Origin of the sequence: Methanobacterium spitsbergense, assembly GCF_019931065.1 — an archaeon.
GTDB classification, from domain to species: domain Archaea; phylum Methanobacteriota; class Methanobacteria; order Methanobacteriales; family Methanobacteriaceae; genus Methanobacterium_B; species Methanobacterium_B spitsbergense.
Genome location: NZ_JAIOUQ010000017.1, coordinates 111,087 through 127,507, shown reverse-complemented (window position 1 = coordinate 127,507; position 16,421 = coordinate 111,087). Strand labels below are relative to the sequence as shown.

At 33.6% G+C, this 16,421-nt stretch carries 11 protein-coding genes; 7 read left to right on the top strand and 4 right to left on the bottom strand.

Translation table 11 applies throughout. The annotated features are described in order from the left end of the window. Window positions 1-311: 311 nt before the first annotated feature. The gene (locus K8N75_RS14190) at window positions 312-3,434 is read left to right on the top strand and encodes a hypothetical protein (protein ID WP_255591019.1); all 3,123 of its coding nucleotides are present in this window, start codon (window positions 312-314) and stop codon (window positions 3,432-3,434) included. Window positions 3,435-3,514: 80 nt separating this feature from the next. After that, complete coding sequence (locus K8N75_RS13875; RefSeq protein WP_223792646.1) at window positions 3,515-3,664, top strand: hypothetical protein; 150 nt, start codon at window positions 3,515-3,517, stop codon at window positions 3,662-3,664. Window positions 3,665-3,910: 246 nt separating this feature from the next. Here K8N75_RS13875 and K8N75_RS13870 read toward each other — a convergent pair whose 3' ends face one another. Continuing rightward, window positions 3,911-4,648 (bottom strand): tyrosine-type recombinase/integrase, encoded by a 738-nt coding sequence (locus K8N75_RS13870; RefSeq protein WP_223792669.1) that lies wholly within the window; start codon window positions 4,646-4,648, stop codon window positions 3,911-3,913. Between the two features lie 1,175 nt (window positions 4,649-5,823). Here K8N75_RS13870 and K8N75_RS13865 point away from each other — a divergent pair. Continuing rightward, entirely contained in the window at window positions 5,824-9,039 is a 3,216-nt protein-coding gene (locus K8N75_RS13865; protein ID WP_223792645.1) for an Ig-like domain-containing protein, read from the top strand. A gap of 978 nt (window positions 9,040-10,017) precedes the next feature. Here the strand turns inward: K8N75_RS13865 and K8N75_RS13860 are convergent. Continuing rightward, window positions 10,018-10,974 (bottom strand): TolB family protein, encoded by a 957-nt coding sequence (locus K8N75_RS13860; protein WP_223792644.1) that lies wholly within the window; start codon window positions 10,972-10,974, stop codon window positions 10,018-10,020. A 1,248-nt stretch (window positions 10,975-12,222) separates the two neighbouring features. Here K8N75_RS13860 and K8N75_RS13855 point away from each other — a divergent pair. Beyond that, window positions 12,223-12,399, top strand: coding sequence for a hypothetical protein (locus tag K8N75_RS13855; RefSeq protein ID WP_223792643.1), 177 nt, complete (start codon window positions 12,223-12,225; stop codon window positions 12,397-12,399). 104 nt (window positions 12,400-12,503) lie between these two features. Here K8N75_RS13855 and mer read toward each other — a convergent pair whose 3' ends face one another. After that, on the bottom strand, window positions 12,504-13,469 hold the full coding sequence (gene mer, locus K8N75_RS13850; protein ID WP_223790321.1) for a 5,10-methylenetetrahydromethanopterin reductase: 966 nt from the start codon (window positions 13,467-13,469) through the stop codon (window positions 12,504-12,506). A gap of 970 nt (window positions 13,470-14,439) precedes the next feature. Between mer and K8N75_RS13845 the strand changes: the two genes are divergently transcribed. The 3 genes from K8N75_RS13845 to K8N75_RS13835 all read left to right on the top strand — a co-directional run bounded on the left by K8N75_RS13845 (window position 14,440) and on the right by K8N75_RS13835 (window position 15,912). After that, window positions 14,440-14,778 carry a hypothetical protein gene (locus K8N75_RS13845; RefSeq protein WP_223792642.1) on the top strand — a complete coding sequence of 113 codons (339 nt, stop codon included), beginning with the start codon at window positions 14,440-14,442 and terminating at the stop codon, window positions 14,776-14,778. Between the two features lie 285 nt (window positions 14,779-15,063). Further along, entirely contained in the window at window positions 15,064-15,513 is a 450-nt protein-coding gene (locus tag K8N75_RS13840) for a MarR family winged helix-turn-helix transcriptional regulator (protein ID WP_223792641.1), read from the top strand. A gap of 225 nt (window positions 15,514-15,738) precedes the next feature. After that, window positions 15,739-15,912 carry a hypothetical protein gene (locus tag K8N75_RS13835; protein ID WP_223792640.1) on the top strand — a complete coding sequence of 58 codons (174 nt, stop codon included), beginning with the start codon at window positions 15,739-15,741 and terminating at the stop codon, window positions 15,910-15,912. 127 nt (window positions 15,913-16,039) lie between these two features. On the opposite strand, the gene K8N75_RS13830 is transcribed toward K8N75_RS13835, so the two are convergent. Further along, window positions 16,040-16,306 (bottom strand): hypothetical protein, encoded by a 267-nt coding sequence (locus K8N75_RS13830; RefSeq protein ID WP_223792639.1) that lies wholly within the window; start codon window positions 16,304-16,306, stop codon window positions 16,040-16,042. Window positions 16,307-16,421: the final 115 nt, after the last annotated feature.

Genomic DNA, 16,421 nt, shown 5'->3' with positions numbered 1-16,421 from the left:
CAGGCATTAAATTAACCTCCTTTCTATCCAAAATTTAAACTTCATTATCATTTTAATACTAATTTGTTATTACCTTAAAAGTTTGAGTATTGCTTGCATAATCGCACAATTAATTAGTTGCTCTAAAATTATACTAAAATAATGAATGTTAGTGAAACTGTCACAAAATCCTTGTTTTTATATAAAAACTTTGCTATTTGGAGGTTAATAATAAATTATATTTAATCGATCAGATTGTAAATAAAATTATAGTTTATAGTAATTTTTTGTAATTTTACAGATATTATATTTATAAAAGAATGTGAAAAAAAATGACTTTCTATAGAAATAATGAAAAAGTTTTTAAAATTAGTTTAGTCTTACTAGGAATTATTGTAATCTTTTCTTTAGGAATTAACACTGCATCCGCTGCGAACAATTCCAAGATTTATGTTAACACTCATGGAAACGACAATTGGGATGGTCAACTTGCAGTATGGGATGGTACAAGCGGACCCAAAGCAACTATAAAAAATGGTATAGGGACGGTTCTTAATGGGGGAATTGTTAACATTGCTCATGGAACGTATAATGAGCATGACATAACTATTGACAAAAATATGACCATAAATGGATCAGGTCATATTTCTACCATAATTAATGGGACAAATAATGATAGAATATTCAATATAATAGATGATTTGAACATTATTATATCTAATATGACCATTACAAATGGAAAAGTATCTGATGGATTGTTAGGTACAGATCCTGGTGGGGCAGGAGGGCCTGGTGATGATGGTGGAGCTATTTACAACCAAGGAACACTTAGTATCATAAATTGTATAATCCAGAATAACACAGCAGGAAATGGAGGTAAAGGAGGCTCAAACAAAATTACGGGCACAGAAACAATTGGAGGTACGGGTGGTTCTGGTGGTTCTGGTGGAGCTATTTATAATTCAGGAACTCTTATAATAACAAACACTAACTTTACGAATAATTATGCAGGATCGGGTGGCAACGGTGGAGATAGTGGAGATTTAGCAGGTTTTGGTGGTTTCGGTGGTTCAGGTGGGGCTATTTGCAATTATGGCGCCCTCATCATAATTAACTCTAATTTTACTGGGAATCAGGCAGGACATGGAGGTCCTGGAGGAATTGATGGATATTTTGGTGGTTACGGTGGTTTAGGTGGTTCTGGAGGAGCTATTTATAATTTTGGAACTCTAACAATATCTAACTCTAATTTTGCTAGTAATCAGGCAGGACATGGTGGCGATGGTAAAGATGGAAAGGGTGGTCTATTCATTGTAATAAGCACTATAGGTGGGGAGGGAGGATCTGGAGCTGCTGGTGGTTCTGGTGGAGCTATTTTTAATTTTGGAGTCCTTGACGTGACTATGAGTTCTTTTATCGGTAATAATGCTGGAAATGGAGGTTACGGAGGAAATGGAGGTCATGGTGGTGATGGTATTGACGCCCGTGGCGGTGGTTCTGGAGGTTCTGGTGGTCAGGGCGGATCAGGGGGAGCCATTTATAATCAGGATACAGTAACAATAAAATCTTCCATCATCAGTAATAATTATACTGGCAAAGGCGGCAATGGTGGAGATGGTGCTCGTGGAGGCGATGGTGCTCGTTCAGGTTATGGTGGAAATGGAGGTCCTGGAGGCCAAGGTGGTTTAGGAGGAGCTATATACAATGGTATTATTAAAAATGATACTTTTAGCTTAACTGGCACTATAGACTTAGTGGATTCTACATTAAACAGTAATTATGCTGGTTACGGTGGTAAAGGAGGTAACGCAGGCCGCGGAGGTGATGGTGCTAATGCAAAAACTGCTGGAAATGGAGGTCCCGGTGGCCAAGGTGGTTCAGGAGGAGTTATTTATAATCAAGGTATTTTAAAAATTCAATCTTCAAAAATTAACAGCAATCATAACGGAAACGGGGGTTATGGTGGGTTTGGTGGACATGGTGGTAATGGTTTGGATGCAGGTAGTGGTGGTGATGGTGGAAATGGTGGCCAAGGAGGCTTAGGAGGAGCCATATATAACAATGGCACGCTAACTATGGGAAGCAGTGAATTGAACTATAATTTTGATGGTAACGGTGGAAATGGGGGTAATGGGGGCAGTGGAGGCAGTGGCGCAAACCCCAGAGGTGCTGGTTCTGGCGGACGAGGAGGTGAAGGTGGCCTTGGCGGTGCCATTTATAATGAAGGAACATTAACTGTACGATCTTCTAAATTCACCCATAATATTGCAGGTAACGGCGGGTTTGGCGGTTCTGGTGGAGATGGAGGTGACGCAAAGTTTATTGGTAAATATGGAGGAAATGGAGGTTCCGGAGCTGCTGGTGGTCAGGGCGGATCAGGGGGAGCCATTTATAATGAAAGAATATTAACTGCACGACAAAATGATTTCACCAGTAATTCTGCTGGAAACGGTAGTAAAGGCGGAAATGGAGGAGATGGTGGATCTGGAGTTTGGCCGGGTAAAGGAGGATCCGACGGTTCTCGTGGTTATGATGGAAATGGAGGAACAGGTGGTGCTATTTGTCACCAAAATGGCACAATGATTATATCAAATAGTCAATTAATTAATAACAAATTTGGAACTGGCGGTTCCACAGGGAAAGGGGGAGCCATATATACAAATTATGGTGATGCGGATATATTATTTAATAGAATAATAGGAAATAGTCAATTTGAGATTTATTGTTCTGGTCGAGCTGCAGATGCAAGGTATAATTGGTGGGGCTCTAATGGAAACCCAGATAAAGAAAACAAAGTAAAAAGTGCATATTATGATCCTTGGTTTATCCTTACAATTGATCCTTCTGATAAAGTAAAACAAATAAGAAATGGGGAATATGAGACTATTCGGATAATAATGAAATTAACCACCGGATCAAGTTTTAGTTTTGTATCAAATGTGCCTATAATTTTTGCAGATCCAAGTTGGGGAAGTTATGAAGGTATTGTACCAACTATAATGATTGGTAGTGAGGCAATTGTCACTTATCATGCTAATGGTAATTTGCCATTCCCTAATCTGGTGGAAATTTCAGCAACAGTAGACGGAGTTAAAATGATCACTCATCTTATTGTGGACACTACCAGAGTGAGTAACTACAAGGTGAGTAATTATATTATAGATTTAAATGGTCAATCTTATTCTGCATCTGATATGTCTATTAATGATTTATCAACTATTAATGATTTATCAGCGGCTCTAAATAGAATAATATTAAATATTGGAATTAATGAGGGAATATTGAATACTGGTTCATTCAATGTTAAAAATCTATTGATGACTCTTATTGACTGGATAAATACCTATATCGATAAAATACAATTAAAAATGTTGCCATGGGGGTCATATCTGGATACTTTAAGAATAATACTAGATTTATTCCTAAAACAGATTTATACATTAATTCCTTCTTAGAGTTTGAAACTAAGCTTTTATTGAAGTTCATAAGTTTACTTTAAAAGAAAAGGATAAACATTGGTTGTCAACAAATTGAATTGGCACAAAAATCAGTTGATATGATAAATGCAGATGCCCTTGCAGTACATTTAAACCCATTACAAGAAGCTATACAGCCTGAGGGTGATGTAAATGCAAGAGGACATATTAATGCAATAAAAGAAATTTCAAAAACCTTTAGGTTTTAATAGTAACCATTAACAGTCTAATTAGGTATTCATCAAGAATATCATCCCAACAGACATATTACTAGTGATCTACAGTAGAATACTGCTGTTGTATCCCAATTTCTAGAAAAAATTTTATTTAAAATATTTTCTAGGAAATGAAAGTAACAATATCAATTTGATAAAATTTTTCATAGGTTATGGTGTCAATTAAAGTTAAATATTTATTTTTTTTACACTTTTTGTTGAACTTAAGTTAGAGAATTTTCAGAGATTATTATTTTCTAATTTTTTTATTCGATTTTCTAGTTTTATTCTTTCCTCTTTTTCTATCTTTAATTCATTGATTATGTTATCATATCTGTCTGTTGTTACTATTTTTATTTCTTCAAATGTAATATTTCTGAGACCTTTAAGATATTCCTTTTTAAGTATTTCAGGGTTATTTTTATAGTAGGCTAATTTTATATTATCTATTTTATAGCCTAACATTAATTTGATAACTAAATATTCAACATCACTATTTAGTAATGCTCTTTCGAACATTTTACGTGGGATATTGGATGTTAAAAAATTCCGTTTTTCATTACGTGATCCTAAACCTGCTCTCGTATTAATTCTTCTATATATAGCTGATAATGTATGTTCTCCAATTTGTTTTCCATTACCAATAAATAACGGCTCATCAAATGATGTGATAGGTTTTTTATTGTTACGTTCTGATAGATAATCTATAATTGCTTTGTTACTCTCAGATGAATTAAATGTTAAATAATCAATATCAGTTTCTGACTCTATTGAATTCCAAATTCCTATAATATTATCTTTATTTTTAAGTTGATGGTATATTTTATTAATATTAAATATTTCATTATTATTAAAAGTGATATATTCTTTTACTGCAATGAAAAATTGACCATATGTTAATTGCCGTATTTCAGAGGCACGTAATCCACTAGAAAATTGTAAAAGAATAATAGCTTTATCCCTTAAATTACAATGAATGAGAGCTTTATGTAGATCCCCGTATTAAATTGTATATATTTAACCCCATATATCCTCCTGAAGCACTTACAAGAATTAAAGAATAACATCTAGGATAATACTGGCTAGGATGTAGATGATTCAGGAAGAATTGATTATTAGGTAAAAAGGACACTCAATATTATATTTATTACAACATGTTAATACCAAATATTTGAAATTTTTTTATCTGCCAGTAATCTGCTATATTAAGGAATTTAACCTAAAATTTATTATATGCCATAAAATTTAACTCCTAAAAACATATTACTAAACAAGATAGAAGTCCAAGTATCCGGCCAAACAATCATTTTAACCCTAATATAATTGTATCTCCCATTTAATAGGACATAAGGTATCTTATTATCAAATAACTCATTATTATTTCGTTAAATTCGGTATATGGAAGTTCGTATATTTTAGATCTTAGGTCGTTTAATCATTATATTATGAGATGATGTGGGATGATGAAAGGTTAAGTAGAAAATGGTTTTTTTACGAAATATTGATGATGGAACCCAGGAATCTCATAAAACCTCATTTGACTAATATTGTGCTTTAATCGGAAAGACTCCCACTGAATTATATAAAGAAGCGGATATAGAAGAAGAAGGAATAAGACCAATTAAAAAGAAGGTTATGGAATATTTATTAGAATATAAGGATTATCTCAAAAAAAGTGGGAAAGCTCCTACTACAGCAAAGCTTTATATTTCAGCAATTAAATCATTTTATAAATCATTTTCTATTATCTAAGAGTGATATACGAAGTTTAGCTAATGCTGCATCATCACGTGAACGTACTTTGATTTATTTAATGAGTTTATCTGGTATGGGTCAACAAGAGGCTAAACTTTGGTCATGAAGACATTTATTAAACTTGTTACTATGGTTACAATTGGACTATTAATGAGGGGGTAGGGGCAAAAATAGAAATCATACAGGCAAACTACAAATTCAAACAGGACCATATACTTCTTTGTTTTTTATTTAAAAGTCTTTCATTTGGTTGTTATTTAACAATATATATTAATAGTCCATATTGTAAAAATATCAAAGGATGGTAAATAATTTTTTTTATAAAAAAAACCTTTTTTGTAATGGGGGTGGAAAGATTTATAGGACAATGTAAATTTTCAATAAATGATCATAATTTAATGGTTTTAGTAGTTTTAATAACCCTATTAGCTGTTATTTTTGCTTTGGGTATGGGTAATGTTTCAGCTGCACCGGGAGATACTATTTATGTTAATGGTAATAGTACTTTGGGAAATGATGATTGGAATGGTGAATCTGCAACATATCAATCAGGCATAATCGGCCCTAAATATTCAATAAAAAACGCAACAGGAACAGTAAACACCAACGGACAAATATACATAGCCCATGAACAATACAAAGGAATAAACAACACACAAATCACCATTAATAAAAACATGACTATTAATGGAGAAAGTCAAACGGATACAATAATAAACGGAACAGGCACCAACTGGATATTCAAAATAAACAGTGGAATATATGTTACAATCAACAACCTAACACTAACCAACGGAAACACAACTTATGGTGGTGCTATCTACAATAATTATGGTGGTACTTTGACTGTAAACAACAGTACTTTCACCAGTAACTCTGCACAATATTATGGTGGTGCTATCTACAATAATGGTGGTACTTTGATTATAACAGACAGTAATCTCACCAGTAACACCGCAGAATATGGCGGTGCTATCTACAATGGTGGTACTTTGACTGTAACAGACTGTAATCTCACCAGTAACACAGCAAATTATGGTAATGGTGGTGCTATCTACAATGGTGGTGGTACTGTGACAGTGAACAACAGTACCTTCACCAGTAACTCTGCAAATTCTGGTGGTGGTGCTATCCTCAATTATGGTACTGTGACTGTAAACAATAGTACTTTCACCAGTAACACCGCAGATGTTGGTGGTGCTATCCTCAATTATAGTGGTACTTTGACAGTAAACAACAGTACTTTCACCAGTAACACCGCACAATATTATGGTGGTGCTATCTACAATTCTTATGTTGGTACTGTGAATGTGAGTTTCTGTCGGATTGTAGGAAACACTCCACAAGATATATATTCTGATGGAAGTTCTTGTGATGTTGATTATAATTGGTGGGGGTCTAATTTTGTTGGATCCGATCCAGTTACTGCAGGAAGAGTAGTAGGGGCCACGGTTTCTAAGTGGTTAGTTTTAACTACTACATCAGATCCGGACACCATTAATACTGGTGAAACCTCAAATATCACAGCTGATCTGTTACATGATCAAAATGGTGTTTACCAAGACCCTGCAGGTGGTCATGTTCCTGATGGAATTGTTGTAAACTTCGCAAGTGATGCATTAGGAACTGTAAACCCATTAATTGCCAATACCTTAAACGGTAAAGCAACTACTACTTTTACAGGCAATTCTCCTGGAATTTCAACAGTATCAGCCACAGTTGATGCACAAACGGTGAACACAGATGTTACAATCAACACGCCAACTGCAGATATTGATGTGACTAAAAACTTCTACTACGAAGATTTAGGGCCAATAATATTCCCTGATAATCCATTAGACCGTTACTGGAAGTTCTTCAGCGAGGTAATAGTAACCAACAACGGTCCTGATACAGCAACCAACGTGAAAATAACAGATCTACTGGGAACAGGCATGGAATTAGCACCATTCGACATATTTGGAAGCTGGTTTGTAACTTACACTGGACAGAATCCCGACCTTGACCCACCAGAGAACAATCCATCATTCGATCCTCTAACCATGATCTGGACAATACCAACCATGAACAATGGAGATGTCTGGGTTTTAGATTTCTTTACAATAGCAAACACCACAGGAACCGTAAACAACACCGCAACCTTTGATCCAGCAACAGCAGATCAATACGACCCGAATACAACCAACAACGTAGGCTTTGCCGAAACTTATGTCCCAACAGCTCAGACACAGCTTACCAAATGGTACCAAAACAACAGCACATACGGATCACCACACACAACAACAGCATACTACTTAGACAACCTATATGCATTCATAAAACTCTATAACAACGGACCCGACACAGCTAAATACATAACAATAATCGACGACTTCACAGGCAATTTAATCTACAACAGTGCATTAATGGAAACCAGTTACGACGGTGGATTAACATGGGGCACAGACCCGAACGCCTACTGGCTTGATTTCGGAACATACTCGGAATTAGAATGGTTCCCAAATGACATAGCACTAAACGGTATGGCATTATTCAGAATACCTGCCCAAGTCAATGTAAGCAACACCACCATAACCAACAACGCAACAGAAACACAAAGAACATTCAACCCCGACGGAGATAACACAGACAATCCACCTATAAACCAACCAGGATTCAATACCATAAACACCACAACAACACTAAATGTGCCATTAACACCAACAACAATAACTGTAAACCCTGCAACTGGATTTAAAGGAGACATAGTTGATTTGATTGCAACACTAACAGACACATACAACAACATACCCCTAGCAGGACAAACTATACAATTCAATGTAGACGGTAACCCTGTGGGAACAGCAACAACCAACGCACTTGGAATAGCAACCCTACAATACACTATAACACAAACACAAGGAATCTACACAATACTCGCAGAATTCCTACAAGACAATACATACGCAGCAAGCAGCAACACAAATACCTTAGATGTGCTTGATAACACACCGCCAGTGGTTACTAGTTCAAATCCGGTGAATAATTCATTTAATGTGGCTTTAAATAAGGTTATACAGATAACTTTCAATGAAGCAATTAAATTCGGAGCCAACCCATGGATAGAACTTAAATTTTCAAGTGGAACTGGAGCAGCAATACCATTCACAAGTAGCATAGTTGGTAATATACTCTCAATAACACCAAACAGTCTTTTAGATGCCGGAAGAAAATATACTGTTATTTTACATTCAAACAGTATAACTGACCTGGCAGGAAATGGATTAACAGCACCATACACAACCAGATTCACAACATCAGCACCACCAGTCGTTACAAGCACAAGTCCAGTGAACAACGCAGTTAACGTAGCAGTGAACAAAGTAGTGCAAATCAACTTCAGCAAAGCCATCCAACTTGGAACCAACCCCTGGATAGAACTCAAAAATCAATACGGACAAATAAAACCATACACCACATCCATAAATGGTAGTACACTGAATATAACGGCCAACGCAGCATTTGCAAGAGGAACAACCTACACAGTCATACTACATTCAAACAGCGTTACAAGCACAGGCGGAGCAGGACTAACAACACCATACACAACAAAATTCACAACAACCACAACATAAAAAAACAAATAAAATAAACGAATATCTATAGAGGATTTAAAAATCCTCACATATTTTTTTCATGTAATAACCGGATATTTAGGATTAAGTTCTAAAAATACAGCTTGTTTTCTGATGGTATTCTCTAAGTATGAAGGGATTGCCAAAAAATCTAAACAATTGACTATGATAGATTGGACTGATTATAACGTAAATTTGATATTAAAAACTTCTAAAGTACTCTAAAACTGTGTATACACCTACCCCAACTGTATAAATATATAGTCAAATCATAGCCTTTAATATTAAGTTTAACAATTGATAAATTTTTAGATCTATATACAATTTGATTTAATCAATCAGAATAGTAAAAAAAAGTTAAACTAATGGTTTTGGCCACATTCGTAAAGGTTCCTATAAATCAAAGATCTCATAAGTGCATTAACATATAAAGCTATTCGTTTACACATAGATACATTCATACATCGAGAATATTACTATGTCATTCACTCATAGGTGCTGTTAATTTGAGTTATCAAAGTACCCCTCAATAAGAATCCCTCAATAAAAATAATAATTTAAAAATAAAAAATTAATCTAGAATTCATTTGATAGGTATTGTAAAATAGAATGTTGTTCCTTTTCCAAGTTCAGATTCGGCCAAGATTTTCCCGCCTGTATTGTTGTATAAACTTCATTAATCATGATAACCAACAGGTAATACAAACAATTGATTGAGATCGTTGCTGAATATTGTCAAACTTCCATCTAAATGTTAGATATCCAATTAAAAAAATGTAAAATATTGTTTTAGTAATATCTATCATCCATCTAATGTGAATAACGCTCGATTTTTTCTTGAAATCTTTAGATTTAAATTTGGTTATTTTATATTCCAAAAAAAAAGAGGGGAATAGGAAATTTTTAGCCCTATTCTCATTATATTTTACTTATTCATTTTTAATTTAGTAAATGATGATTTTCCATAATTTATTGGTTTTAGACTTGTACCCTACCTCCAGCTCCGGTTAATACCTCTTTCCAGTATACTAAGAAGGGATTGGGAACTAAATAGTGTGTTTTCCAATTCTGAAATACAACTGTAGTGCCTGAAATAGCAGGATAATATCCAAATTGACTATCACCATTCTGCCAGATCACCCTGAAAACCGATCCAGTGACTAAATTTTTAACATAGACTGCTAATATTCCACCATAGTAATCTTGCCAGACCACTTTGCTCCCTGAGATTTTAGGCACATACTGCTCGTTACCTCTGTATAGTTTACCTCCAGCACGTGTTACAAGGTCCCTCCAGTATATGCTGTTATTATCTTGCCAGACAACTTTATTTCCAGAAATGTCAGGCTGGCCTGCATGATTGCTCCCTAACCTTCCAATTGCCCCTGTTGCAATATTTTTCACATAAACATAGGAGTTAGCTGATCTGTATTCCTGCCAGACCACCCGGGTACCTGAAATAGCAGGATTATTTTGATCATAGTTTGATGATTGTACTTTGCCACTATATCCTGTTGCAAGGTTTTTATAGTAAATATAAGAATGGCTTCCAATGGTCTGTTCCCAGACCACTCTGGTACCTGAAATATCAGGATTATAAGAACTGGATCCGCCTACTCTTCCAATTGCCCCTGTTGCAAGATTTTTCACATAAACATATGAGTTAGTTGATCTGTATTCCTGCCAGACCACCCGGGTACCTGAAATAGCAGGATCATGTTGTTTATAGCTAGAACCGGATACAATTCCACTTTTATGTGTCTTAAGGTGTTTCCAGCATATTTGAGAACTAATCAGGATATCGATTGAATTATTTTTCCAAACTGTTTTCCTGTAGACCACTATGTTACCACTTATATCTGCCTCGTCCTGGACAGCAACAGGCGTATAACCCACGACTTTGGTGTTAGAATTACTGATCTGACTAGTTTTCACAGTTGAGGCTGATGAAGCTCCACATAAAAAGAATGCGGATACAAAAAGTATAGTAAAAAATATTATATACTTATTAATATTATCCTCCCCCTAAAATATTAACAGGCTATTTATTTATTTATTTTTTGTTTAATGACAATATATGTTTTATTATTACAATCAAATAGAAAGCTTTTTAAGTAAAAAAAAGTTTTTGTAACCATTTTCACTATTATATTCTCAATTCAAAAAAATGAAGATTTTCCAAACTATTTGAAATAGTATTGCTAATTTTATTTAATACTCCTTGTCTAACCATAATTGAAGATATATTCCAATAGATTTCATATTTCGCATAATTTGTATTGGAGATTCTTCAAAGGCGAAAATAAAACATTTTCTCCATTTTTACAAGTATTGTGCAAACTGTGCTGATATGCTATTTTTCCCTGTTCCGGCTGCAGTAACTATGTGATGCTTCCTTTATAGGATCCTTTACCATCTAGCATAGTATCTAAAGTTTAATACCTGTTGTAATATACTCGGATGATGCTTCGTGTTCTAATAATTTCTCGTTAAAAAATAAAAAATAATAATTGATAATAAAGTGGATACTAACCAGATTATGAAGGTGTGTTACCTGCATATCTTCCAGGTTAGACTAGTAGTAGATAACATGAATTGGAAATATACTATTTAATAATTATTTATCTGTTTGAGTGTTTGGAATCCTTTTGAAATTTTTGTTTCTGTTATCCAGTATATCCCTCATATGTTGTAATTTCACAATATTTCTATAATACATACTATAAATTATTTGTTAGTTTGGGCTAAACGTAGTAAATCAGGCATATGTGAACTTTGAAAAATTCTATTTCAACGTGGAAATAATAAAAACAGACTTTTAAAGGTTTATACATAGATCTGGTAAAAAACATTTTAATGATTCAAAAAAATTTTAAAAAAGAAGAAAATTTAAGATTTATCATGGTTTATTTTGAATTTTTTTGCATTAGTAATCATTTCAATAGGTGAATTTTTAAGATCAATTTGGTAAAAACTCAGAATTGATATTTCCCTTCCAATGTTTAATATTTAGTGGATGTTCTATCTGCAATTTGATTTTTTTTTTGGGGGGGGGGGGGATGAGAAGGACAGGGATTTAGGTTTACATCCTTTTTTTATGACCAATGATTTCTGATCAAAATTGGTGAAAAATCAAGTAGGTGGTAACATCCCCGTCCTGTTTAATATTTATTTGAAGATCATATGAACCCCAATCATTCTGTTTTTTTTAGAGGTTTTTACATTAGAAATTATACGGCTGATTTACAATTAACTTCTGATTTAATACACATACTTGGTGATAATAACTTGACAGATAAATTAGCAGTAACAAACCACCAACAAATAGTTGCTAAGGATAAACTCATAAAAAACAAGTAATAATACGTTTCCATTTAACAACCTCTTTATATACTAGTTAAGAATATCCAATGGACTTAAATTAATGATATCTTATCAATATTAAAGAAAAAAAGATGGAGAGTTTAGAAGCTGTCTATAACTTCTCCGAGTAATTTTATGGATTTCTCTTTGTCTGGTCCAATTGGTGAACCTGCGACGTACTGTGTTACACCCATTTTTCCGAGAGCTTCGATCTTTGGAACGAATTCTGCTGGTGTTCCCACTACTGAGAATGCTTCCATTAATTCGTCGGTTACGGCTCCGATTGCTCCGCCGAAGTCTCCTTTAGCGAGCATTGCACCGAATTTAGCGCCGGTGTCGGTTGGTAGGCCGTGTCTTGCGAATACAGGTGGTGGTGATCCTGCTGCGATAAATGCGACAACTATTTTGGCTGCACCCAGTGCTTTGCCTGCGTCGTCGTCTATGGAACAACATGTGTATGCTGCTACATCTACATCAGATAATGATTTGCCTGCTTCTTCTGCTCCTTCTTTTATGAGAGGTACAGCTGCTTCAAAGTCTTTTGGGTTTGATGCGTTAATTAATGCACCGTCTGAGAATCCACCAGCGGTTTTGAGCATCATTGGTCCCTGAGCACCCATATAGATAGGTATTTTTTCCTGGACTGCTTTAACTCCACCGAGCTGAGCTCCGGTTTCTGTTTTTTCGCCAGCCATAAGGGTTGTCATCATTGCGATGGCATCTTTAATTGTGCTGACTGGTTTTGTCCATTCGATACCTAATGCATCGAAGGTTGCTTTGTCACCAGGGCCAATACCTAAGGTAGCCCTTCCATTGGATAATTCATCTAAAGTTGCAACAGCTGCTGATGTTATTGCTGGGCTTCTTACATAGGGGTTGGTTACACCAGGACCCATTTTAATGGTTTCAGTACCATCTGCAATTAATGCTAGTGTTTCGTACACGTTTTTGTTGTTGTAGTGGTCTGTAATCCATGTGTATTCAAATCCTACGTCTTCTGCTAGTTTTACAAGCTTTACAATCTTGCTTATTGGTTCATTCGGAACAAATTCAATACCAAACTTCATATTAGTCATTAAACCACCTCTGTATATTAATATGTAGATCATGGCATATGAAATGATGTACAATATTTAACAAAATTTAACTTTTAAAATATTATGATATACGCCTGTCAGTTTTTTATGAATTATTGAAAATTCTTTTTAAACTAAATCGAATAAAACAATAAAACGAAACACTTTAAAGTTTAGGAGGAACTTTTTGTTTTGGTTAATTGAAGTATCCTACTCATGGCCTGTACGAAGTTAGCTAAATGTTTTTCTTGGTTAGGGGGAATAATTTTATGTTTAGCACTAAAAAGTACAATAAAAAGTTATTAGATTTGGGAATCGATGGCGTTGGATATAAATTATATTTTTATTTTTTCTTGGTTTAAGGGATAGTAGTGCTATTTCTTTAATAATAACACCTTATTTACTTCTTTATTGTTAAATGGTCCTTTAAAAACATTAATAAATCATAATCAACCCATTTACTTTCATCATCATAATCTGAATTGTTTTTGATTTTATCAATAAAAACTTTCATTTCAAACACCTTAATCCTCTTCAATCACCTTCATATATTCTTAGTACTCGATTATACGAAGAATTTCCATTGGATATTTTGAATGATCCAAGCGAAGTTCTAGTCTAAACCTTTTTTTTAACTAGATCTCTATAAAAAATAATTTTCCTTATGCACCTCATTTTACCTTAATACAATATATTGGAATACATATAATTAAATTTTATGATCTTGAACATCAAAAGTATTATGTTTTCAAAACAATGAATAAGAATTGCATGAACACAAAACCAGCACGATTACAGTTAATTTACCATATAAATTAGTTATGTATTATAACAAATATTATATAGAACTGTTATTCATGGAAATGTTTATATAAGAATAGTTATATAATATAACAAAGGTGTTGGAATTGAATTTTTATAAAATTTAGCACCCTTCTATAAAAAAAAATTTGGTGATAAGATGTGTGAAGAAAATAAATGTGGACCTGAAAATAAAGAAATGGGCTATAAAATGCATGATCATATGAAAGATGGGCATATGATGCACCATGATATGAAAAAAGGATTGATAATGAAGAAGATCTTCATTAAAAAAATCATGGAACATCTTTCAGAAGCAGATAAGAAGAAAATATTAGTTAAAAAAATGGATATGAAAATATCTATGGCAGAACAGAAAGCTGAAATTATGAAAGAGAAGAAGAAACTTGTAGCTGCAAAATTAGATATGAAAGCATCCATGGCGGAACAAAAGGTTGAAATGATTAAAATGGTCCGTGATATGCTAAAAGAAGAATAACTCATTTTTTTTAGATAAGATCTACTAAATTCAGAGGGACTGATAAATTATTAAAATTTATTAGTTTATATTCCTCCTTTTTAGCTATTTTATTGGATTTATAAGTCTAATACAGGTAATAGAAATATTACTGGGAAGCTTTTATTCTTTAAAAGTATAAAATTAATGTTTATAATAGGTTTAGTTTATCAGTTGTTTGGATATTATCATAATTTTGGTATGTTTATTTATTAGAAATGTTCTTTATAGTATAGTTAAATAATATTGACTTAACTGGTGAAAGTTATGGACGAGGAAAGATTAAACAAAATGGTGGATGAACTGTATCTGTTTTTTCCATTGTTTAAAAAAAAGTTGTTTAAACATAAAAAAAAGTTAAAACAGAACAGTATGCCACATTCATATTATCATATATTAAAAGTGCTTAAGAAGCGCGGCGAACTGCCAATGTCTGAAATTGGAAGAATGGTTTACATATCAAAATCAAATATGACCTCTTTAATAGACAAACTCGTAGAAAATGGATTAGCCGAACGTTTACCCGATAAAAACGATCGAAGAGTTATTAACATAGCTCTAACTGAGAGAGGAAACGATCTTTTAAGAGAATGGCGGAAACATTCAAATAATGAGATTAAAATGAACCTATCAACCCTTTCTGATGATGATCTAGAAAAATTTTATGAATCAGTTAAAAACATAAAAATTATACTAGGTAAAATAGGAGAAATTTAATGATCAATTGTACTAAAAAAAATAAAATTCTTCTTTTTATAATACCGATTTATTTATTTGTTTTCGATAATTAATTTATTCTAAAAAATTGTAAAAAGTATTTATATTAAATTTAGGATGAAAAATCAGTGATTAATATTAATAATAAATTCTTAGGAAGATTGAATAATTATGGGAAGTATACCAACAACTATGATGGCTTTATGAGTTGGAAAAAAGGGATGAATGAACTCTTTAGGTAATTTGGGGAGTTTAGGTAAAACAGGAATTCTTGGAAAACTTGGTATAATACTGCTCCTTGGAAGATTGGGAACTTCAGATTCAACTATGATAATATTAATATTTCCATATCTTCTGACCAATATTCACTTACAACTTCCATTCTTCATTCAACTTTAATATTTTCCCGTTTTTGATTAGTATACTAATCACATGCTTAATCTATGAATTACTCGATAAAAACAGTATTTATCAAAGACTTGATTGAAACTAGCTGTCAATGTGGAAGTCGATCCATCAGGAATACTTAATGGACTGCTTTGAAAGTCAAATACAGCCATGGAGTGTACTCCTCAGTTTGAACGCCATACAGACTTCCAATTGTAGGTCCTCTGTTAAAACCCCACCAGTTACAAGTAGCGTTTATTATTGCTTGATTATTCCAGATAGCTCCACCATTATTAGTTGCAGTGTTTCCAACGATTCGGTTGAAATGCACATTATCAGTATCACCATTCCAGATAGCACCACCATCTTGAGTTGCATTGTTACTGGTGAAAATTGTATCTATCACAGTACCACAAAATGAAACGGTGATTTATTAAGCGTTATTCTCGGCCCTAAAAAAAATGGAATATATCCCAGGTTTCCAAAGGAAAATAGTATTAAAAAGTGATGGATCCTTGAAG

What these genes read in the sequence shown, in the direction of transcription:
- K8N75_RS14190 (WP_255591019.1), top strand. Translation starts at nt 312, where the DNA reads ATGACTTTCTATAGAAATAATGAAAAAGTTTTTAAAATTAGTTTAGTC.
- K8N75_RS13865 (WP_223792645.1), top strand. Translation starts at nt 5,824, where the DNA reads ATGGTTTTAGTAGTTTTAATAACCCTATTAGCTGTTATTTTTGCTTTG.
- K8N75_RS13855 (WP_223792643.1), top strand. Translation starts at nt 12,223, where the DNA reads ATGAACCCCAATCATTCTGTTTTTTTTAGAGGTTTTTACATTAGAAAT.
- mer (WP_223790321.1), bottom strand. Translation starts at nt 13,469, where the DNA reads ATGAAGTTTGGTATTGAATTTGTTCCGAATGAACCAATAAGCAAGATT.
- K8N75_RS13845 (WP_223792642.1), top strand. Translation starts at nt 14,440, where the DNA reads ATGTGTGAAGAAAATAAATGTGGACCTGAAAATAAAGAAATGGGCTAT.
- K8N75_RS13840 (WP_223792641.1), top strand. Translation starts at nt 15,064, where the DNA reads ATGGACGAGGAAAGATTAAACAAAATGGTGGATGAACTGTATCTGTTT.
- K8N75_RS13835 (WP_223792640.1), top strand. Translation starts at nt 15,739, where the DNA reads ATGAACTCTTTAGGTAATTTGGGGAGTTTAGGTAAAACAGGAATTCTT.